Below are 22053 nucleotides of genomic sequence, written 5' to 3'. Positions count from 1 at the left end.
CAAACATACAAAGCCATTTACCTATTATTTTACGGTTTTCCATAATTGAATTTTAAAATCGCAAATTAGTTTTTTGGTATATAAAGAAACCAAGTATAAATACCTGTTTTAAGTTATCATTGCGCATAAAAAAAGATGCCTAAGCATCTTTTCAAAATTTTTCATCTTTATAATTGAATTTCGAAATCAAATAAATCTCTTGGGCTTGCACCTAAAGCAATAAGTAACTCTAATATTGTTTCTAGAGTAATATTCGCTTCTCCTTTTTCAATTTTACTGATGTAACTATGATCAATAGTTTCACAAAGGGTCGCTAATTTCCGATAACTTAGTCCCTTTGATTTACGAATTTTATTAAGTCTCTTACCGAATCTAACTAGAAACTCTCTTTTTACATCATCACTAATCATTTTCTTTTTTATGCAATTTGTTTAAAACCAGCAACAAAACAGTGGTAATATATTGCTACATTAAAAATTATTATTATATTTGGACTTAATTATTATATTTGCGATACTTCATGTAAAAACATTTGAAGCATTCGCTTTGAATCTCGTCCTCAAAAACTGGTAATTTTAACACGCGAGATGATAAGTTTAAATGCTCACGCTTTAGGGCGTGGGCTCACTTATTCGCGTGTAGGTATACCAGTACCTTGAGGGCAATAAGCTGAGTTCCATGCCTTTTTTTATGTCATAAACTTTTCTTTTATTCTTAGTGGTTTTGCTTCTTTTTTTATCTAAAGTTTCGTTCTTATTCAAAGTCGAACCTTTTAAAATATTAGTGCCTGTGTCTTAAAAAAAATCTTCCTTCATGATCATTAAGCCGTTTACTTAATGCATAAAAAATGGCCCTCTACTGCAGCGACTAACTAGTGTAGAGGACCGTAGCCAATCAAACTATCGTTTAACTAACCAATCCAATATTATGAATAATATTTCATATTACAAGGATGGGAAAGGTCTTTATTGCCTGTTTTTTATCTGGCTTTTAATTTCTTTTTCATCTGTTTATGCCAGAAATACAATCCGGTACAGCACTGCTTTTACTCAACAACATCAAATTCAGGGAACTATTACCGATGGGATTAATCCGATTCCGGGTGTAACTATTGCCGTAAAAAATAAATCAGGTACCTCCGCAATTTCAGATTATAACGGTCAATACATCATTTCCGCTTCAGCTACCGATACGTTATTGGTTTCGTTTATAGGTTTTAAAACTGCCCTTGTACCAATAAAAGGGCGAAAAACCGTAGATATTCAATTGATTTACGATACTACAACTTTAAAGGAGGTTCGTGTGAATGCGGGATATTATTCTGTAAAAGAAAGTGAACGCACGGGAAGCATTGCCAAAATAACTTCCAAAGATATCGAGAACCAGCCCGTTACAAATGTTCTGGCGACCATGCAGGGACGCATGGCAGGAGTCAATATTGTTCAGACTACAGGGGTTCCCGGAGGAGGATTTGATATTCAGATCCGTGGACAAAATAGCCTGCGGACCAATGGAAACAATCCTCTTTATATTATTGATGGAGTTCCATACTCTTCAGACCCGATTGGCACAGGAATAAATTCGGCTGTCCTGCCCACACAGCCAAGCCCGCTAAATAGTATAAACCCAGACCAAATCGAGAGCATAGAAGTCCTTAAAGACGCAGATGCAACATCAATCTACGGATCTCGTGGCGCAAACGGTGTGGTACTTGTTACCACAAAAAAAGGCAAATCAGGAAAAACCAAATTTGCTGCCAGAATGTCAACAGGTACTGGAACCGTAACACGCTTTATGGATCTAATGAATGCGCAAGAGTATCTCAATATGCGAATAGAAGCATTTGCCAACGATGGAATTTCTCCTATACCTGATTATGCTTACGATGTAAACGGTACATGGGATCAAAATAGAAATACAGACTGGCAGAAAGAACTCCTTGGCGGTACAGCTGTAATCACTGATATTCAAACATCACTTTCAGGAGGTTCTGAGCAGACACAATTTTTATTAAGTGGGAATTTCAATAAACAGACAACTGTTTTTCCGGGGGACTTCAATTATAAAAAAGGGAATCTGCACTTGAACGTAAACCATGAATCTGAAAACAAAAAATTTAGAATCAACACATCCATTGGTTATACCATACAGAATAATAACCAACCCCGACTGGATTTAATGCGGGAAGCTGTGAAGATATCCCCTAACGCTCCGGCACTTTATAATACAGATGGTACTCTCAATTGGGAAAACAACACTTTTAATAATCCACTTAGAAACTTAGAAGGAAAATACTCCTCCAAAACAAATGATTTGATTGCCAATGTTATGCTGTCTTACAACTTAACACAAGACCTGCAGCTGAAATCAAGTTTTGGATATACTACTCTTAACAACACGGAAACCACCGCCAATCCATCAACAAGATATAATCCCGCCTTTGGGTTAGGTCCGGAGTTTTCAACGCTGATTGCCAGTGGTGCAGATCGTAAATCATGGATTATTGAACCTCAGCTCAATTGGAATAAAACCATTAGACAAGGCAAACTCAATATACTACTGGGAAGCACATTCCAATCACAGCAAAGTAATCAGCTGGTTCAGTATGCATCAGGATTTTCAAGCAACAGCCTTATTTATAACCTTTCCTCAGCATCTAATATTTTCACAATGGTAAGCGAGGAAACAGAGTATAAATATCAAGCTTTTTTTGCAAGGCTAAACTACAACTGGCAGGAGAAATACATCCTTAATCTTACCGGGAGAAGAGATGGATCAAGTCGTTTTGGTCCCGGAAATCAATTCGCTGTATTTGGTGCAGTAGGTGGCGCATGGTTATTTTCTAAAGAAAATATATTTAAAAACAATGCATTTTTAAGCTTTGGAAAACTAAGGGCAAGTTACGGAATCACAGGTAATGATCAAATTGGCGATTATCAGTATCTTAATACCTATGCTTCTACAGGAATTAATTATGGCGGTATTGTTGGGCTTCAGCCTACAAGATTGTTCAATCCTAATTTTGGATGGGAGACGAATAAGAAATTTGAAGTTGCACTCGAAACAGGATTTTTTAATGACCGTGTTTTTCTGACTGCAGCTTGGTACAATAATCATTCTTCAAACCAATTAACGGGAATCCCACTGCCTGGAACCACTGGTTTTTCTACTTTGCAAGGCAATCTTGATGCAACCGTACAGAATAGAGGAATCGAACTGACACTGCGCACTGTCAACATCCAAAAGAATGATTTTAATTGGAGTACCAATATCAATCTCACCATAGCCAGAAACAAACTGCTTCAATTTCCGGATCTTGAAAGTTCTACTTATTCCAACCAATATATAATCGGCCAGTCACTCAGTATTCAGAAAGTATATCATTTTACAGGAGTTGATCCTCAAACAGGTATCTACACCTATGAAGATGTGAATGGCGATGGGCAGTTGTCAGGTATAGAAGACAAAAAAACAATAAAGGATTTCAGCCCTCAATATTATGGCGGATTGCAAAATACGCTGAGATATAAACACTGGCAGCTGGATTTTCTTTTCCAGTTTGTAAAACAAATCAATTATAATGAGTCTATCTATTTTGGAGTTCCGGGCTCTTCGGGGAATCAGCCTAAAGCAGTACTAAACCATTGGCAGCAATTGGGAGATATTGCTGATTACCCAATCTATACTGATGGAACAAACAGTACTGCCGTGGATGCTTACTACAAATATTTTGAAAGCGACGGTGTTATCAGCGATGCTTCTTTTGTACGTCTGAAAAACATTTCCCTTTCGTATGAAATACCACTAAAAGACGTGCAATGCAAGTTGTTCTTTGAAGGACAGAATCTATTGACTTTCACAAAATATAAAGGAGCCGACCCAGAGTTCAAATCGTCGGGATATTTACCGCCGCTTAGAGTACTTTCTGCCGGAGTTCAGTTTAGTTTTTAATTTAAAAATGAAAAACATGAAAAATTTCAATATTAATAAGTTACAATCAAGGGATTCCAATCCTACTATTTGGAAATCGATACTTTCTCTGTCATGCCTTACCGTATTTGTCATCATGATAAGTTCTTGTGATAATTTTGTAGAAGTAGATCTGCCCGGATCTCAGCTTACTGCTAATGCTATTTTTGAAGAAAAAGCAACTGCAAATGCTGCAATGACTGATATTTATTCAAAAATAAGAGATGCTGGTGTACTTACGGGTTCCGCTTCAGGGCTGTCCCATTTACTTGGAAATTATTGCGATGAACTCAAATTTTATGGGGATCCACAAAATAGTACCGTTGCCTTTTACAACAATTCCCTAATAGTCTCCAATACAGAAGTAAAAGGATTGTGGGATAGTAGTTACAATCAAATTTATGCCGCCAATGCTGTTATAGAAGGTATGGATAAATCGGTTCATTTACCTGAAGTCGATAAAAAACAACTAAAAGGCGAAGCTCTTTTTGTAAGAGCCCTGCTTCATTTTTATCTTACCAATTTATTTGGCGATGTTCCTTACCTAACCTCTACTGACTATGAGCAAAATAGTATCGTAAAAAAGAAGTCTGTTACTATGGTTTACACTAGTGCCAAAGAAGATTTAGAGCAGGCAATACAGCTTTTACCGGAAAATTATGTTTCCGAAGACCGTGTGCGGCCTAATAAATATGCTGCCCATGCATTATTGGCCAGAGTAGATTTGTATGCCGGATTATGGGATGAAGCTTCTAATGAGGCATCAGCTGTGCTGAACAATACTGAACTTTATAATAACGAAGGCGATCTTGATAAAATTTTCCTCAAAGAAAGTACAGCCACTATTTGGCAGTTAGCTCCCGGTTTCAGCAGAGGGAATACATTGGAAAGCGTTACGTTTAATTTTACCAGCGGACCACCGCCTCTGTCTGCCCTTAATGATAGTTTTATGTCAGCATTCAACGACAATGATCTTCGAAAAACACATTGGATAAAAGCAGTTACAGATGGTACAACAACATGGTATCATCCTTTTAAATACAAATATTCCGATACTGAATCATCAAGAGAGTATTCCATCATCTTTCGTCTTGCAGAAATATACCTGATACGGGCAGAAGCCCGGGCACAGGCAGGCGAACTTATAGGTGCTAAAGAAGATTTGAACAAGATTAGAAATAAAGCAGGGCTCGGGGATACCCTTGCCGGTACACAAAGCGAAATCCTCGATGCAATATTGCACGAAAGACAGATGGAATTATTTACCGAATTCGGACACCGCTTTTTTGATTTAAAAAGAGTGGGTAAAATTCAGTCTGTTTTATCTATTGCAAAATCAGGTTGGGATACCCGAGATGTTTTGTTCCCAATTCCGGAAGTGGAACTTAATCTCAACCCCAATTTAAAACCTCAAAATTCGGGATACTGATGAATACGATTATGTCCAACTGCAAAATAATTGGAATTAGTATTATTTTGTTTTTGATAACCTGTCTGGTAAACGGACAGGTTAAAAAAACAAGGAAGCTGACTCCGACAGATTTTCATTTGTGGAGTACGCTCAAAGCAGAGGCTGTTTCAGATTACGGCAATTGGGTCAGCTATTCACTTACATACGAATCGGGACTAGATACCCTTTTTGTTAGAAATACCAACAATTTAGAAATCATTGCTTTTGCAAAAGGCTGCAATGGAAAATTTATAGCGGAAAATTGGTTTGCCTGTATGACTTCTGATGACATATTCCAAATGGTTAATTTAAAAACAGGAAAAACTCAAAATATTGAGAATGTACGGGCATTTTCATTTTCAAATTACGGAAAGTACCTGATTCTATATAGCAAAGAAATTGAAGGCAAAATGAAGATTGAAATTAGAAATGTCAATGGAAATTTAATTGATAATATTCACAATGTCACTTCCTACAATATGAACCCCAATAGTAGTATGCTTGGCTATTGTACTTCAGAATCTAATAAAAGCACAGTTGGTCTGCTTAAATTTGGAAAACAAATTTCCAAAACTATAGTAGTACAAAATACAGAGAGACAATTTGAAAATATAATCTGGCAAACAAAGGGAAAATCGATTGCCTTTGTGAGTCGTTTAACTTCTGGAAAACCTTTTACTGCCGATACGGTTTTGTTCTATAAAATTCAAGAGAGTCAACTTTCTGAATATGAAACTACTGTCGAAAAAACATGGCCAAAAGACCAGGTCCTGGACGCTAATTACACTTCATCACTTGGGATTTCAGAGGATAGTAAACGTGTCTTTTTTAGGATCAGAAAAAAACCGGATGAAAATGTTGTTAAGAATGACTTGGATGTACAAATTTGGAATGCCGCGGACAAAGAGTTGTTTCCATTTCGATCCAGTTACGGCAATGTTCAGGATATTTCAAGACTAGTTTACTGGGAATCAGAAAACAACCATTTTTTGCAAATTGGCGATGATAAGCATCCAATAGCTTTATTGGGAGAAAACCAACAATTTGCGCTGATATATAATCCCGATACCAACAAACCTTCCTTTAAACAGGAAGCCGACAGAGACTATTATCTTTTAGATTTAAAAACCGGTACAAAGACAGAATTTTTAAAACAGCATTCTGGCACATTTGGCAAATTATATTTCTCCCCCTCTGGTAAATATATAGTTTATTTTAAAGAGCATAATTGGTGGATTTATGACTATGAAACTGGTATTCATAAAAATATAACATCAAACACAGCTGTTTCTTTTTATTACGATTCCGATGAAGAATCTGGAGAACCTGATCCTTATGGTTATGCGGGATTCGATGCAAATGATCAGTCCGTACTGCTCTATGATAAATTTGACATCTGGCAATTTAAGTCCAATGGAACACTGGCTAAAAAACTAACCTGCGGCAGGGAGAATCAGCAGGTTTTCAGACTGGCCGATATTGATAAAGAAAATGGAAATCAAATTGTATTGAAAGGAGAACTTTTAGATCTTACCTCTAATTTAATATTGAAAGCACAAGCAATTGACAATAGCAAATCTGGATATTTTTATTTGGATAAAAATCAGCAGTTACAGCCTATAGTATACCGGTCAAAATTAACCAGTTCAATTCATAAATCGAAAATATCAAATGCTTATGTGTATTTGCAGGAAGATTTTAATGAGCCTCCGGCATTGTTTTTTAAAAGAGGCAATGATCCGCCAAAGACTATTTATAAAAGTAATCTGCAGCATAATTATTACAGCTGGGGTAAATCTGAACTTGTAACGTATAAAAATTCCAAAGGAACGGCTATGAAAGGCGTCTTATTTTATCCTTTTGACTATGATTCCAAGAGACAGTATCCAATGATTGTAAATATATACCAAAAGCAGACAAAAGCACTTCATACTTATGTAAATCCAAGCCTGCTCAATGGCTCTGCGTTTAACGTAACTTATTTTACAAGTTTAGACTATTTTGTCTTGTTACCGGACATAATTTATCAAATAGGAAACCCGGGATATTCTGCAGCAGATTCTGTAATAGCAGCTACCAAAAGTGCAATAGCAACGGCCTCGATTGATAAAGCCAGGGTCGGATTAATTGGGCATTCCTTTGGAGCTTATGAAGCTGATTTCATCATTACTCAAACGAATCTCTTTGCAGCTGCGGTTGCCGGTTCCGGTGTCTCAGATTTAATCAGTGGTTATTTATCAGTAAATTGGGGATACAAAAACCCAAACAGCTGGCGTTATGAATATCAGCAGTTACGCATGAGAAAAACACTTTTTGAAAATTATGAAGGCTATCAAAAAAATTCCCCTATCCATTTTGCATCAAATGTCAAGACCCCATTATTATCCTACACTGGAGCTGACGACTCACAAGTAAATCCATCCCAGACAATGGAATTTTATCTGGCGCTTAGACGACTTCAAAAGGAACATATTATGATTCTTTATCCAAAAGAAAGTCATATTATACAGAGAAAAGAAAATCAAATAGATCTAACATTCAAAATTTCTGAATGGTTTGGATATTATTTGAAAGGCGATACAAAACCGAAATGGTTTGAGCCAAAATAAGAGAAACCACTAAAAGTCAATAAAAGAACAATGCAGTTCCTAACAGAAGTTGGAGCTGCATTGCTTTTAAAAATAATCCGAATAACTAATAATTAGTTTGGGATTTTGTACAAAGGCACATCACAAACATTGACATTTGGATTGGCTTTACCAAATAATTGGGCACCTCCAGAAGTACAAATGTTAGCATTAAAAGTATTACTACATTGCTGTTCGGCATGACACGGATCTGCTTGTGATACATATCTATAGCCCTGTACATTTGCAAGTGCTTTTGTACTGCTCATTGAGGTAGTTGCAAAAGCACCACCCACACCTAGAACCACAACCGCCGCCGGCATCATGATTCTTTTTAAAAAATTTCTTTTCATAATAAAAATATTTAATCATTATGACCTACTCTTTTTTACAGGTTTTCGATCTTACCCCTGACATCGCGCGATATATTTTAATCATTGCTGATCTTTTTTCATTTACTTACAGGACTGCTTTGTGTAAGATGTCCCCTCAGTTTATAACATACTATTTTTTCGCCAATCAGTGCATACAGGAGACCATGCAGCACATACATACTTCTTATTTTTTTGTCTCCTATATTGTAAATTGGAAAACTTGATCGATATGTTTTATTTGTGAGGTCATATACATCTATAATACTCGCTGTCTTCCAAATATCTTCTGACTCATACAACCCCGGCAAAGCGGAGTTGACATACAATAGATTCCCTTCCATAGTAATTAATTTATTAACTATTAGTGGCGGTTTAGAAAAGGTTTTCATGGTACTGTTTTTAAGCTTTACTAATTTAATTTGAGCGCGGCTTACAGTATCAATAGTATTTCCTCTGTAATCTAAAGTAAGATCCGGATTAAAAACTATGAACTGGTTCCGGTACAGGTACACATACACTATTTTATTAAGCTGCTTATTGAAATGAAAACTCCCATCTGTATCAAATATGCCATCAAACTGTTTTTGCAATAATAATGGCGCAAACTTTACCTTTGTGGTATCAGATAAATTTAAGGTCCCCATAAGGCTTTCTCCTTTTTTTGGTTTCATATATCGAATAGCCATGTTCACGGAATCCATCGGTTCTAAGTGCGAAAAGTAATAACCGCTGTTTATTCTTAAATAAGCTTTCCAATTAGCCGTATTCCCTTTAAATATATAAGGAACGATTCCCTCAAAAACATAAAAATTATGATCTTTCACTCTTATTTGAGGAGAACGAAAAGCGAGGTGTTGCTCCTTTAATTCTAGATGCTGAATTTTTCTAATTTTTAATGTGGAATCAAGCTCCATTATCTGCAATGGTGCAGTGTAATTACCAAGGTATATTTTACCGTTACCGCTTCCTGCAAAATAATAGGAATTATAAGTTAAATCTGCCTGATGTATCTCCTGGGCAACATGCTGTGGAAATCGTCGAATAAATTTATTTTCATAATGAATCATATGCTCTGACAGATTAAAAAATAGAATCACAACACCAGCGCTAAAAACAGTGCAGACAAATAATATGATAATCTTTAATTTGTTATTCATGATTTCCAGATTTGTCGGTTATTGATATCTTATGTTTCGGTGCCAGTATGATACCTATTATGGCTAATAGGACAAAGCAGATATTGAAAATCAGATGTTCTCTCCAAGTCATTTTTTCCAATATCCCACCACAGGAACACGGCACAAAAGCACTAAAATTCAAAATAATATAGATGTAAACTGTAAACATTATCATAAGCATGTAAGCAGCACAAAGTCCTATAAGTCTATAATTTCTAATAAATAATACGACCGCTATAATAAGTTCTGAAACAGGCACAGTGATAGAAATCCAGTTTGCAAAAGCGCTCAATAATGGAGACTGTCCTAATTGTATTTTAAAATTTTCAAAATCGAATAGTTTACTGGCAGCAGCATACATAAAAAGGAGTGCAAATACTAAACAAATTATGTCCAGTATGAGCGTCTTGAGGTTTATATTTGATTTCACTCGAATTAGAAATTAATTTAAAGAAGTAATTCTTTATAAGGTTTATTTAAAAATCTACATCTGTCATAGAATAAATAAATTTCAACACATAAACTAACGACTTGAAATAAATACTTAATTTACAATGACATAGACAAAATTAAATCACTTGCTGCTATAAACTATTATCAAAAACCTGCCAAGATTTTTCAATAACATTCAATCGTAGTTAAAAAATGCAATAGGGTTCCCTTTACAATAAAAAAGATGCCATCAGAAATTATTTTTCTAATGGCATCCGCTAATTTGTTGATTTTAATTGTTGCTACTTTATGGCATCACCAAGTACACTTAGTTTTTCACTGAGTTCTATCAGTCCTGCTTTTTGTAAACATTCCTCTCCAAAGAGTTTTAATTCCTGAAAGTTTTCTTCTGCAATGCTAGTCAGAAGAATTGATGGTTTATCATTATCCTTCGAAGATAATCCACGTTCAATAACATGGTTTAATAACAATACATTTTTTCGTGAAATTTTCAAATCAATCTTCACTACATCATTCATACCAGGGATACTAAGCACAGTATCAAAAACCTTGGCCACATCATTTGTTGTCATAATCTTCACGTTTTTAATTAATAATTTATTGATACAAAGGTATGGATGGAGTTCTAAAGTGTCATGGACATAATATGTCCATCATAGGCAAAATCCATTTCGCTTGCCTAATTTTGTCTCTGAAATAAAAATAAAGTTAAAAATGACCAGCCAAAAACCTTCCTTAAAACAGTCAGGATTTTGCTTTTTAAAATGGGTTTACTGCTTTGAAAGAGCACATTTTTCAATCTAAAATACAGAGCATAAATTGGCATTACAATTACCCAGGTTACAGTAGTTCCTAATTATATGCAGTGTGCACTTTCCTTGAGTTCTAAAAATAAAAGAGAATTAGATTTTATAAAAAATACTGAAATGTTAATGCCTTTATAAATAGTGTATTCACTTCCATAATAATACAGTTAATACATCTCGTAATGTAAAAAAGGTAATAAATGGTAAAACGGAGTTGGAAACATTTTAGAAATACTGCAATGTCTAAGAAAAATTTGAAGTATCAGGGGAATTGCAACGTTCCTGCAATCGGCAAGATGTCCTGTTGTTAAACAACAGCCTTCTTGCTGCTCTACACTCGGAACTCGTGAGCAGTGATACTGAAAGGATAAATTAAGGTTTGATAACAATGAAAAAGAGAGAAAATGAAAAGAGAAAATTCAAACAGAACACGTATAGTTGGGTTACGCTTTACACCCGAAGAGTATTCGAAAATTGAGAAAAAATGGAAAGCTAGTACTTGCCGCAAGCTGAGTGATTATATTCGCAGGCACTTATTTGAGAAATCTATAAACACCATTTACAGGAATCAGTCTTTAGATGATATGATCCATGAAATGATGCAGTTATTCAAGCAATTAAATGGCATTGGAAACAACTTCAATCAGGCAGTAAAAAAACTACATACTCTAAATCAAATTCCGGAATTTAAAGTATGGATTATAAGTGCTGAACTGGATAAAAAAATCCTTTTTGATAAGATTGATGAAATCAAAAATTATATCCAGAAAATTTCGGAAAGATGGTTGCGATCATAAAAACAGGATACTCTATACACAAGGTTTTCTATTACAATGAAAACAAAGTAAAAGAAAATGTGGCGAAGTGTATAGGTGCCGGAAATTATCCGATTGATGCCGATAAAATGGGACTCACAGTAAAACTGAACCGTTTTCTAAAACAGCTGGAACTAAATGAAAATGTAAAACGAAACAGTGTACATATTTCGATCAACTTTGATCCTTCAGAAAATTATTCCAAGGAAAAATTAATGGCTATCGCGGATACTTATATGGAAAAAATCGGATTTGGCGAGCAGCCTTATTTGGTATATCAGCACAACGATTCCGGACATCCGCACATCCATCTGGTCTCCATAAATGTTCAAAGGGATGGTAAACGAATTGACATGCAAAATATTGGTAAAAACCGATCTGAACCGGCAAGAAAAGAAATCGAAGAACGCTTTGGACTTATTAAGGCGCAAGGGAATAAAAACAGTACTGATTTTACGCTTAAGCCAATCATCTCACAAAAGATTAAATACGGGCGAAGCGAATCGAAAAAGGCTATTACAAATGTACTCAATCAGGTGCTTTCATCGTATAAATACGCCAGCTTTCCAGAACTCAATGCTGTGCTTAAACAATACAATGTTTTAGCTGACCGAGGCAATGAAGATTCAAAAATGTTTAAAGCAAAAGGATTAATGTACAGGATACTTGATGATGACGGTAAACCTATCGGAGTCCCCATAAAAGCCAGTCTGTTTTACAACAAGCCAACACTGAAATTTTTAGAAGAAAAATTTGCGTCTAATAAAACAAATGAAGTCTCAAATATAAGAAGGGTAAAAAATGCCATTGATATGGCATTCTTTAAAACTCAAATATCGCTCGCAGAACTAGTTCAAGTACTGCAAAAAGATGGAATCAATACTGTTTTTAGAAAAAACGCAGAAGGATTAATTTATGGGATTACCTATGTAGATCATACCACAAAATGTGTTTTTAATGGCAGTACACTTGGTAAACAATACAGTGCTAAGGCAATACAGGAATGCTGTACATTCATTAATCCGGCCGAACAAAAAATGACAAATTCGGTTAGTGAAAAATTACACGAAATCACATTTGAAACACCGAAATCGGAAATAGTTGCAGCACTGTTTGGTGATGATTTTAGAAATAACAAATATGTAGGGTCCAGCACAATAATGGGGCAATTAGCAGAGATGCTCACTCAATCTGAACAGACAGCTAATTACCTTCCATATGAGTTGAGAAACAAAAAGAAAAAAAGAAGAGGACAGTCTAATAATCGATAAAACATGAAATCATGGCTATGCAGACAGGAGAAAACGAACAGGCACTAAGAAAGATCTTAGATATGACAAGACTTATCAGCATCATTATTTTAGTAATCCATTTTTATTATTACTGCTATGCTGCCTTTCGAGAGTGGCATCTGGTCAGCGGATTTAGCGATAAAATTATGAGCAATATTTACCACACAGGATTATTCAGTAATTTTCATAAATCCAAACTCTTTGCTTTGGGATTTTTAATAATCTCACTAATTGGAGCAAAAGGGAGAAAAGATGAAAAACTGAGTTATAAAACAGCTTTTGCTTACATCATTACGGGGATTCTGATTTACTTTATAAGTTGTCTTTCACTATACTTGAAAATAGAATTAATGTTGGCAGCAATTGCCTATATGACCATAACTTCCAGTGGCTTTCTTCTGATGCTTTCCGGAGGTACGCTATTGTCTCGTATTATAAAAAACAGGCTGAACAGCAAGGATATTTTTAATAACGAAAATGAAACTTTCCCCCAGGAAGAAAGATTCTTGGATAATGAATATTCCATCAACCTTCCGGCCCGTTATCATTTAAAGGATAAGATAAGGGACAGCTGGATAAACATTATTAATCCCTTTCGGGGATTGCTGGTTTCCGGCACACCAGGATCTGGGAAATCTTATTTCGTCATACGCCATGTCATTACCCAGCACATCCGTAAACAATTCACCATGTTTGTCTATGACTTCAAGTTTGATGACCTAACCAAAATTGTTTATAATACTTGGCTTAAATACAAACATCACTATCCGAAATTGCCACAGTTTTATGTCATTAATTTTGATGATTTAACTCGGACTAATCGGTGTAATCCGTTAGAGCCTTCAGGTATGAGTGACATTACGGATGCCTCAGAATCGGCACGTACCATTTTGTTGGGACTCAACAGGGAATGGATCAAAAGACAGGGTGATTTTTTTGTAGAGTCACCGATTAATTTTCTTTCCGCCATAATATGGTATTTACGAAAATACAAAGACGGAGAATTCTGCACACTTCCCCATGTAATTGAACTCATGCAGGAAGATTACGATAGTCTCTTTACGCTGCTTAGAACCGAAAAAGAAATCGAAGTACTTATTAATCCCTTTGTGAATGCCTACTTAAATAATGTTATGGACCAATTAGAGGGGCAAATTGCTTCTGCAAAAATTGCCATGGCACGGCTTTCCTCTCCACAATTGTATTATGTTTTGTCGGGTAGTGACTTCACATTGGACATCAATAATCCGGACGATCCTAAGATCGTATGTATGGGCAATAATCCGCAGAAAATCCAAATATATGGAGCTGTATTGTCACTTTACGTAAACCGATTGGTAAAGCTGGTGAACCAAAAAAACAAACATAAAAGCAGTCTGATATTCGATGAATTTCCAACTATTTACCTCAACAATATGGACAGCTTAATTGCTACAGCTCGGAGCAATAAAGTAGCAACTTGTTTGGGTATTCAGGACTTTAGCCAGCTGCGTAAAGATTATGGACGAGAACAGGCGGACGTAATTATGAATATTGTTGGAAACATAGTCAGTGGGCAGGTTACAGGTGATACTGCCAAACAATTGTCAGAGCGTTTTGGAAAAATTATGCAGGACAGGGAAAGCCTTTCCATTAATAGCGGAGATACTTCTATAAGCCGGTCCAAACAATTGGAATCGGCAGTGCCTCCATCCAAAATTTCCGGACTAAGTTCCGGTGAATTCGTGGGTATGGTAGCGGATGATCCTGATTGTAAAATTGAACTCAAAACATTTCATTCTGAAATAATAAATGACCATGAAGCATTAAAAAAAGAACAGGATCAATATGTCGATATTCCTATTATTCGCAAAGTTGATAATGCAATGGTACAGCGGAATTATCTGCAGATAAAAAAGGACATCAAGGACATTATTTATGCAGAAAAGGAAAGACTACTAAATGATATTGAACTAAGCCATTTAGTAATTAAGAAGTAAATAACAAATGAAAAATTAAATATAGAAACAATGATACAAGAGCAATTTACCGATATAATCCAATTAATAAAACAATCCAGATCAAAAGCTATTACAACAGTTAACACTGAAATGATTAATCTGTATTGGAATATTGGTCAGTATATCCATAATCGGATAGAAACGGCACAGTGGGGAAAATCAGTGGTACAAGAACTGGCAGTTTTTTTGCAAATAACTGAGCCTGATTTAAAAGGCTTTTCAGATAAGAATCTTTGGAGAATGAAGCAGTTTTATGAGACATATAAAGCTTTTCCAAAACTCTCAGCACTGCTGAGAGAAATTAGTTGGACCAACAATCTCATTATTTTATCCAGGACCAAGTCTATCGAAGAACAGGAATTTTATTTGCGCCTTTCAAGGCAGGAGAAATTTAGTTCAAGGGAATTGGAGAGACAGATAAATAGTGGTGTTTTTGAAAGAACTATTATAGGAAACACAAAAGTCTCATCAGTGATGAGAGAATTACATCCCAATATCACAAACACATTTAAGGACAGCTACATATTTGATTTTTTAAACCTTTCAGACACCTATAACGAGAGTGACTTGCAAAAAGGTTTGATCAATCAGATGAAAAATTTTATACTTGAATTAGGTAAAGATTTTTTATTTATAGGGGAAGAGTATCAAGTACAGGTCGGGCATAGTGATTTTTATATTGATCTGGTTTTTTATCATAGAGGATTACAATGTTTGGTAGCATTTGAATTAAAATCAGATAAGTTTAAACCCGAACATCTGGGGCAGTTAAATTTTTATCTCGAAGCATTAGACCGGGATGTAAAAAAGAAAAATGAAAATCCAAGCATAGGCATATTATTATGCAAAGATCAGGATCATGCCGTTGTAGAATACGCTTTGAATAGAAGTCTTTCTCCAACAATGGTTGCCGAATACAAAGTACAGTTGCCTGATAAACATTTATTGAAACAAAAATTGCAAGCCTATATTCACTGAAAAAGTACTCTGATAAACGATTTTTTATACACCTTGCAATTAAAGTGTAAAAACAATTTGAAATTGAAACTTAAATTATCCAGCATAAAAAAAAATCATATTTAAAAGTAAGAAACGAATGAAAATATTTGATAAGTTTTTTCTTTGAAATCTATTTTTTGAATCCCGTCATTCCTTTAGAATATGGGTTTTATACAATTTGTTATGATTTAGGACATTGTAAGTTTAATATTTTATTACAATCTACACTAATTTTATCCTGTAGCTACATTACTATGCGAGTATTACCCACCACACGCCTTACCCACAGGAGCGTGAGATTAATCTGCTTAGACATAAAATGAAAATTTATATATGAACTAAACATATGAAAATCTTTAAGTTAACAACGAGTGAAAATAAATTTTGACAGAAGTAATTCCAGCTTAAAAAATTAACGTAATTTGCAGATTAATATGAAAATAAAGCCTCTTAATAGGATCAAAGCTGTATTGGCTGAAGAAAACAAAACCAATAAATGGCTCGCTGAAATACTGGGTAAAAACGTCACTACAGTTTCAAGATGGTGTACAAATGAAAATCAACCAGCACTTGAAACATTAATAGAAATAGCCAAAGCGCTTAATATTGATGTCCGCGAGCTTATAGCTTCCACAAATACTGTTACAATAGTTAAATCTATAGATAAATGATTATGACTCACTTGCAACAAATATTTGAAAAACTTAATCTTACTGAAGAGAACGGCTTATTTATTACTTCTGAGAATAAATGGGCTAATATGTTCTCGAATCGGGTTGAAAGACTAATTAATGACGTTATTAAACCCGATGCATTTTTTTCCATTGATAATAAGCCCTTTATCTTGTTTTTCGAAAATGTACTGAATAAATCAGAAAAACTGAAACAAATATGGAATTTCAATGAGTCGCCAGTTATTATAATTCTGGAGAATGATTCGGTTGAAATTTATAACGGATTTAATTTTGAAACTGATAAAGATGCACTTCAGTTATTTGGTAAAGAAGAAAATTTAAATGATTTTAGTTATTTTGAATTAGTTACAGGAAATACTTGGATTAAATATCAGACCGATTTAAAATATAGTAATCGAGTTGACTATCATTTGCTAAACAATATTAAGGACGCTAGAGAACTTTTAATTACAAATAAATTAGATGTTGATTTAGCTAACTCGCTTATTGGAAAGATTATTTTTATTAGATATTTAATAGACAGGAAAGTAAAACTTAATTTTGAAAATAATTCACGCCATTGGGATAATGATGACCTTTGCTCATTATTAATAGATAAGGCAAGGGTTCAGGCTTTTTTTGAATATTTAAAAGAAAAATTCAATGGTGATTTATTTCCTATTGAAAATGAAAAAATTAATATAATCCCAGATGAATGTTTTAATATATTAATTAATCTTTTACAAGGTAATAAACTTTCCACGGGACAGATATCCTTATTTAATTTATATAATTTTTCAATTATTCCTGTTGAATTCATAAGTAATGTCTACGAATTATTTATTGGCCAAAAAAAACAAGAGATCGAAGGGGCATATTATACTCCTTTATTTTTGGTAGATTATATTTTAACGAGCACGATAGATAAAAAATTTCTAAAAGATACTCAGATAAGCTTTTGTAGAGTTCTCGACCCTGCATGTGGTTCTGGCATTTTTCTGGTTGAATCTTTAAGAAAAATAATTGAAAGATATCAAGATTTTAATCCTGAATATGCTTCTGATATAGATCTTTATAAAGAGACTTTAAAAGAACTTACATTGAATAATATTTATGGAATTGACAAGGACAAAAGTGCAATTGAGGTAGCTATTTTCTCAATCTATTTGACATTACTTGATTATCAAATGCCTTCCGATATTGAAACTTTTCATTTTCCAGAGCTATTAAATCAAAACTTTTTTGTTTCAGATTTTTTTGATACTGATGCTACTTTTAATTCTAAATTTAAAAATTTAAGATTTGATTTTATTGTTGGAAATCCACCGTGGAAGCGAGGGAAAGGAGTTGAAGAAAAGCCAAAATTTATTGAATACATAGCTAAAAGAAAAAGAAACGAAAAATTTAAAATAGGGCAAAACAAAGCAGAGATAGCAATAAGCAACAATGAAATAGCACAGGCGTTTACTTTTAGAGCCAGTGACTTTTGTGATGATAATACACAATGTGCACTAATTGTTACGAGCAAGGTCCTGTACAATACTAATGGTAAAAATTATCGCCAGTACCTGTTGGAAAATTATTTCATAAATAAAGTATTTGAGTTGGCACCGGTACGAAAAGAAGTATTTGAAAAAGTAATTAGTGATTCATCGGAAGGACCTGCAGTTGTGATTTTTTATAAATATGCAAATGATAAAGATACAGAGCAGAATATTGTAGAGCATATTACATTAAAAGCTAACCGATTCTTTTCATTGTTTAAAGTTTTTACAATTCAAAGAAATGATTATAAAAAAGTTATTCAAAAACAATTAAAAGATTATGACTATTTATGGAAAGTTTTAGTCTACGGGAATTATAATGATTTTAATCTATTAAATAGAATAAATGAAACATATTCCAGTTTAGAAAGTTTTATAGAAGAAAAATCTTTTGTAAAAGGTCAGGGTATCCAAAATGGAGCAGATGAAAATCCAGTTAATGAATTGATTGGAATGCCATTCGTTCATTCACGCGATATTAACGAATTTTCTATTGCTTCAGATTACCAGACTAAATGGACTAATAAATTTGCGCACAGGGTTAGAAATAAGGATCTCTATAAGGCACCAATGCTTTTGATTAGGAAAGGGCTGTCAAATTCTTTTCATAAAATAGCTGCTATTTCTTTGATAAATGTTGTTTTCAAAGACTCGCTCACTTCTGTTAAAGTTTTTAAAGATGAAGATATTAAATATTTGAAAATAATTAATGGATTATTAAGTTCTGATTTATTTTCATATTTCGTTCTTCATACAGGTAGTTCTACTGGAATTGAGAGGGAACAGGGGTTTAACGAAGGTATGTTTTCATTTCCTTTTTTAGATATACCTTTATTAAATGATATTGTTACCGAAATTGAAAACGAAAAAGAAAAAATTCGATCTTTAATATTAATTGATCAAGAGATTATAGAACGAATTTGCCAATTAAAATCTCAACTTAATAATCTCATTATCGATTATTTAATTCCATCGAAAGTTGAAAGAAGTGTAATATCTTATGCTATGGATATTACCATTCCACATATTATGAGGCACAAAGGCTATGAGAAAATCTTTAGCGCATTACTATTTGAAAGTAAAGAAATTATAAGTTATGTTGAACTGTTTTTAAATAGATTTAATCCTATTCATAAAAAACGTGGATTAAAATTAATCTGTGAGATAAAACATTCAACACAAATTGTTGGCGTATTTTTTAGATTAGTTGAAGCAGATAAAGATATTTCACAAATAACATGGACAAATGCAGCAGCAAATGAATTTATCCAAATTGCCTCTTCATTAAGTATTGAAAAAATAACTGATAAGCTATTTATTCAAAAAGATATTAGAGGTTTTGAAGAGAACGGTTTTTATATTATAAAACCAAATGAGCAAAAATTATGGCATGAAGCTATTGCTCATTTAGACCTACAGGAATTTGTAAATGCAATATTAACTACTGGTAAAAAAAGTATTGTAAATGTTTAGTTTAGATGCATCTGGATACAGTGAAAGCTCATTTTTTTATGAATATGAGTTTGAAAGAATTCTTTCAAAAATAGTTATTTGCTATCAAATGATGGCAAAAGATACCTTCACTTTATCCAATAATGAGAATGCAATCAGGGATTATTTATTACTTAATTATCTTAAAAATGATACTTTAAGACGTGATATTGATTTATTAGATTACCATTTTGAAAGAGAAGTGCCAGAAGATTCATCAATAGGAAGAACTGATATTAAAATTATTTCAAAAAATACTTTTGAAGTGCAGGAAGCATATTATATAATTGAATGCAAAAGATTAAATAATATAAATATCAGTGGTACCACAGGGCTAAATGCAGAGTATATAAAAAATGGTATATACCGATATACTACTAATTACTATAAATCTTATTATAGGGTAAATGGAATGATAGCTTTTGTGGTTGACGATATGAACATACAAGAAAACATTAAAATGCTGAATATATTGATGACAACATCATTTACTAATTCAAGGGTTCAAAAGGAAATCACAAAAGATAGTTTTGTTGAAAATTTCGATTATCATTACCACTCACAACATATTGACAATGACAACAATATTTTAAAATTGTATCATTTGATATTTAACTTTAAAGATAATATATTAAATTAAAAATGCCCTCCTTAAAAAAACTGGTTTTAGAATCTTTGTAAATTGACATTTTTACCATCTGATTCTTTAAATCTATTTTTAAGTTTTCTTTTTAGTTCGGAAAAGCTTTTTTTTTTCTGCGCTTAATTTTGCGGAACCACGTCCACAGAAACCTGCTACTCCAAATTCAAGAAACTCCTGTCTCCATTTAGTCATAAGCGACGGTACTATACCGAGCTCCCTTGCAGCCCTTGCCTGACCTTTCTCATACCCTAGGACTGCTTTCACTTTGAAATTTCGGTCGTAAGTTTTGGTGTTTTTTTATTTATGAAGTCTCAGATTCTGCATATGTGAATTTAAAAAATATAAATCACATAAATTCACAAATAATTTGGCGCTTAGTTAACGTGTATTCAATAAATAAATTTTAATGAATTGAATAATTATCTCGCATAATTAATAAAGATAATGGGATACTGGGCATGTCATTATCTAAGTTTTTTTATTTTCCGTTAAATTATTTTCTATAATCCTCGATTTGAATTTGAGTTTCATCTTTTTTTTAGATGAGATATACTCAACTATTTGAAAAAAAATTTACTTAAGCTTTCACTCGAAACGGACTAAAAGGGCAGCTAAGATAGTGACTTAAGCATGTTCCGTGCGCATAATGGCTGCGCTCCCCTTGCCACCCTTCGGGACTTATAGCACTTACCCATCCTTAAGCCACTTACATCTTGCTTTCTTTTTTCCCGTTTTTTCGTTTTGAAAACAATTTTTGTGGGAGCAGGATTAGAGAGAAAGTAAAGAATAGTAATCCTTAAAAATTAAAATTATGGAAATCACAGGACGAGTAACAGCAGATGCATCAGTTCAAAAAGTGAACAATGAAAAACAAGTGGTCAATTTCAGTATTGCCATCAATGACAATTACAAATCTAAGGGCAGTACCGAAGTAAAGGAAGTAACAACCTATATCAATTGCTCTTATTGGTTAAATACTAAAACAGCGCAGTGGCTTAAAAAAGGAACACTCGTACAGCTCTTTGGGCGTATAGGCATGAATGTTTACAATAACAGCGAAGGTGTAGCAGTAGGCACTTTGACCTTTCATACCAACAATATTAAAATTTTGGTTTTTCCTAAAAAAGAACAAACCGTTACAGCCAATTCAGCAGTAAAGGAAAAGAAATCAAAAAAAACAGCAGACGTACCTTTTTAATAATAGAGTAATCATTTAAAATTTAGCATCATGGCACACAATATAAATTACAACGAGCAGACAGGAAAACACAGTTTTTTCAGCACTAAGGAAAAAGCATGGCACAATTTGGGGCAGATTATTAACGATTACCCAACAAGCGCCGAGGCAATTACCCAAGCAGGTTTGGATTATGAGGTAGAAAAACGCGAACTGTTTACAGCCAGTTCTTTCGAAATTATTTTAGATAATGATATCATTCACAATAAAATAGAAGTACCAAATTACTATAGTACGGTGCGAACCGATAATGATGCCGTACTCGGTGTGGTAGGCAAAGATTACCAGATTGTACAAAATAGGGACGCCTTTTCTTTTTTTGACAGTATTGTATGCGGTGACGGAATCCTATACGAAACCGCAGGGGCACTCGGAAAAGGTTATGGAAAGTAAAGAATAATGTAAAGTAGAATATGACTAACCATTACTTTTGTGATAATTAAGACATTCTACTTTACATTATATCTTATTTAAAATTCTTGAGCCATTCTAAAAGATTTT

General features: G+C 33.8%; 16 protein-coding genes and 2 pseudogenes. 12 read left to right on the top strand and 6 right to left on the bottom strand.

Annotated elements, in window-relative coordinates; genetic code table 11:
- Positions 1–167: 167 nt before the first annotated feature.
- Entirely contained in the window at positions 168–410 is a 243-nt protein-coding gene (locus D0817_RS20140) for a helix-turn-helix domain-containing protein (RefSeq protein WP_127340160.1), read from the bottom strand.
- A gap of 517 nt (positions 411–927) precedes the next feature.
- Here D0817_RS20140 and D0817_RS20135 point away from each other — a divergent pair.
- Genes D0817_RS20135 through D0817_RS20125 form a run of 3 tightly spaced genes read left to right on the top strand, consistent with a single transcriptional unit; the run spans position 928 to position 8028 of the window.
- Complete coding sequence (locus D0817_RS20135) at positions 928–3951, top strand: SusC/RagA family TonB-linked outer membrane protein (RefSeq protein WP_127340159.1); 3024 nt, start codon at positions 928–930, stop codon at positions 3949–3951.
- Between the two features lie 16 nt (positions 3952–3967).
- Complete coding sequence (locus tag D0817_RS20130) at positions 3968–5398, top strand: RagB/SusD family nutrient uptake outer membrane protein (RefSeq protein ID WP_127340158.1); 1431 nt, start codon at positions 3968–3970, stop codon at positions 5396–5398.
- Entirely contained in the window at positions 5398–8028 is a 2631-nt protein-coding gene (locus tag D0817_RS20125) for an alpha/beta hydrolase family protein (RefSeq protein ID WP_127340157.1), read from the top strand. Before D0817_RS20130 ends, D0817_RS20125 begins: the two co-directional genes overlap by 1 nt.
- A 92-nt stretch (positions 8029–8120) precedes the next feature.
- Here the strand turns inward: D0817_RS20125 and D0817_RS20120 are convergent, their stop codons facing one another.
- From D0817_RS20120 to D0817_RS20105, 4 genes are all read right to left on the bottom strand, one after another.
- Positions 8121–8399, bottom strand: coding sequence for a DUF6520 family protein (locus D0817_RS20120; RefSeq protein WP_089480674.1), 279 nt, complete (start codon positions 8397–8399; stop codon positions 8121–8123).
- A 98-nt stretch (positions 8400–8497) separates the two neighbouring features.
- A complete protein-coding gene (locus D0817_RS20115; protein ID WP_127340156.1) occupies positions 8498–9577 on the bottom strand; it encodes a hypothetical protein in 1080 nt (359 codons plus the stop codon).
- A complete protein-coding gene (locus tag D0817_RS20110) occupies positions 9570–10028 on the bottom strand; it encodes a MauE/DoxX family redox-associated membrane protein (RefSeq protein ID WP_127340155.1) in 459 nt (152 codons plus the stop codon). Before D0817_RS20110 ends, D0817_RS20115 begins: the two co-directional genes overlap by 8 nt.
- A gap of 304 nt (positions 10029–10332) precedes the next feature.
- Positions 10333–10623 (bottom strand): hypothetical protein, encoded by a 291-nt coding sequence (locus D0817_RS20105; RefSeq protein WP_306462224.1) that lies wholly within the window; start codon positions 10621–10623, stop codon positions 10333–10335.
- A 638-nt stretch (positions 10624–11261) separates the two neighbouring features.
- On the opposite strand from D0817_RS20105, the gene D0817_RS20100 reads away from it, so the two are divergent.
- The 7 genes from D0817_RS20100 (at position 11262) to D0817_RS20070 (ending at position 20312) form a co-directional block, all read left to right on the top strand.
- Positions 11262–11654 carry a plasmid mobilization protein gene (locus tag D0817_RS20100; protein WP_127340154.1) on the top strand — a complete coding sequence of 131 codons (393 nt, stop codon included), beginning with the start codon at positions 11262–11264 and terminating at the stop codon, positions 11652–11654.
- On the top strand, positions 11639–12943 hold the full coding sequence (locus D0817_RS20095; protein ID WP_127340153.1) for a relaxase/mobilization nuclease domain-containing protein: 1305 nt from the start codon (positions 11639–11641) through the stop codon (positions 12941–12943). Before D0817_RS20100 ends, D0817_RS20095 begins: the two co-directional genes overlap by 16 nt.
- Before the next feature lie 17 nt (positions 12944–12960).
- Entirely contained in the window at positions 12961–14943 is a 1983-nt protein-coding gene (gene mobC, locus D0817_RS20090) for a conjugal transfer protein MobC (protein WP_127340252.1), read from the top strand.
- Between the two features lie 30 nt (positions 14944–14973).
- Positions 14974–15942 (top strand): PDDEXK nuclease domain-containing protein, encoded by a 969-nt coding sequence (locus tag D0817_RS20085; RefSeq protein WP_238160914.1) that lies wholly within the window; start codon positions 14974–14976, stop codon positions 15940–15942.
- 455 nt (positions 15943–16397) lie between these two features.
- A complete protein-coding gene (locus D0817_RS20080) occupies positions 16398–16634 on the top strand; it encodes a helix-turn-helix transcriptional regulator (RefSeq protein WP_127340152.1) in 237 nt (78 codons plus the stop codon).
- Positions 16631–19654 carry an Eco57I restriction-modification methylase domain-containing protein gene (locus tag D0817_RS20075; protein WP_127340151.1) on the top strand — a complete coding sequence of 1008 codons (3024 nt, stop codon included), beginning with the start codon at positions 16631–16633 and terminating at the stop codon, positions 19652–19654. Before D0817_RS20080 ends, D0817_RS20075 begins: the two co-directional genes overlap by 4 nt.
- A complete protein-coding gene (locus D0817_RS20070; protein WP_127340150.1) occupies positions 19647–20312 on the top strand; it encodes a hypothetical protein in 666 nt (221 codons plus the stop codon). The genes D0817_RS20075 and D0817_RS20070 overlap by 8 nt, the downstream gene beginning before the upstream one ends.
- A 78-nt stretch (positions 20313–20390) precedes the next feature.
- Here the strand turns inward: D0817_RS20070 and D0817_RS26535 are convergent.
- Positions 20391–20594 (bottom strand): annotated as a pseudogene (locus tag D0817_RS26535) (IS3 family transposase); the annotation flags it as partial.
- A 532-nt stretch (positions 20595–21126) separates the two neighbouring features.
- Between D0817_RS26535 and D0817_RS20060 the strand changes: the two are divergent.
- Both D0817_RS20060 and D0817_RS20055 read left to right on the top strand, forming a co-directional pair.
- Positions 21127–21513 carry a single-stranded DNA-binding protein gene (locus tag D0817_RS20060; RefSeq protein ID WP_127340148.1) on the top strand — a complete coding sequence of 129 codons (387 nt, stop codon included), beginning with the start codon at positions 21127–21129 and terminating at the stop codon, positions 21511–21513.
- A 30-nt stretch (positions 21514–21543) separates the two neighbouring features.
- Positions 21544–21933, top strand: a pseudogene (locus tag D0817_RS20055) (DUF932 domain-containing protein); the annotation flags it as partial.
- Positions 21934–22053: the final 120 nt, after the last annotated feature.

It is taken from the genome of Flavobacterium cupreum (assembly GCF_003996965.1).
In the GTDB taxonomy this organism is placed as follows: domain Bacteria; phylum Bacteroidota; class Bacteroidia; order Flavobacteriales; family Flavobacteriaceae; genus Flavobacterium; species Flavobacterium cupreum.
Note: the sequence above shows the minus strand (reverse complement) of the source record. Positions and strands in the feature narration are given on the sequence as shown.

What these genes read in the sequence shown, in the direction of transcription:
- D0817_RS20140 (WP_127340160.1), bottom strand. Translation starts at nt 410, where the DNA reads ATGATTAGTGATGATGTAAAAAGAGAGTTTCTAGTTAGATTCGGTAAG.
- D0817_RS20135 (WP_127340159.1), top strand. Translation starts at nt 928, where the DNA reads ATGAATAATATTTCATATTACAAGGATGGGAAAGGTCTTTATTGCCTG.
- D0817_RS20130 (WP_127340158.1), top strand. Translation starts at nt 3,968, where the DNA reads ATGAAAAATTTCAATATTAATAAGTTACAATCAAGGGATTCCAATCCT.
- D0817_RS20125 (WP_127340157.1), top strand. Translation starts at nt 5,398, where the DNA reads ATGAATACGATTATGTCCAACTGCAAAATAATTGGAATTAGTATTATT.
- D0817_RS20120 (WP_089480674.1), bottom strand. Translation starts at nt 8,399, where the DNA reads ATGAAAAGAAATTTTTTAAAAAGAATCATGATGCCGGCGGCGGTTGTG.
- D0817_RS20115 (WP_127340156.1), bottom strand. Translation starts at nt 9,577, where the DNA reads ATGAATAACAAATTAAAGATTATCATATTATTTGTCTGCACTGTTTTT.
- D0817_RS20105 (WP_306462224.1), bottom strand. Translation starts at nt 10,623, where the DNA reads ATGACAACAAATGATGTGGCCAAGGTTTTTGATACTGTGCTTAGTATC.
- D0817_RS20100 (WP_127340154.1), top strand. Translation starts at nt 11,262, where the DNA reads ATGAAAAGAGAAAATTCAAACAGAACACGTATAGTTGGGTTACGCTTT.
- D0817_RS20095 (WP_127340153.1), top strand. Translation starts at nt 11,639, where the DNA reads ATGGTTGCGATCATAAAAACAGGATACTCTATACACAAGGTTTTCTAT.
- mobC (WP_127340252.1), top strand. Translation starts at nt 12,961, where the DNA reads ATGCAGACAGGAGAAAACGAACAGGCACTAAGAAAGATCTTAGATATG.
- D0817_RS20085 (WP_238160914.1), top strand. Translation starts at nt 14,974, where the DNA reads ATGATACAAGAGCAATTTACCGATATAATCCAATTAATAAAACAATCC.
- D0817_RS20080 (WP_127340152.1), top strand. Translation starts at nt 16,398, where the DNA reads ATGAAAATAAAGCCTCTTAATAGGATCAAAGCTGTATTGGCTGAAGAA.
- D0817_RS20075 (WP_127340151.1), top strand. Translation starts at nt 16,631, where the DNA reads ATGATTATGACTCACTTGCAACAAATATTTGAAAAACTTAATCTTACT.
- D0817_RS20070 (WP_127340150.1), top strand. Translation starts at nt 19,647, where the DNA reads ATGTTTAGTTTAGATGCATCTGGATACAGTGAAAGCTCATTTTTTTAT.
- D0817_RS20060 (WP_127340148.1), top strand. Translation starts at nt 21,127, where the DNA reads ATGGAAATCACAGGACGAGTAACAGCAGATGCATCAGTTCAAAAAGTG.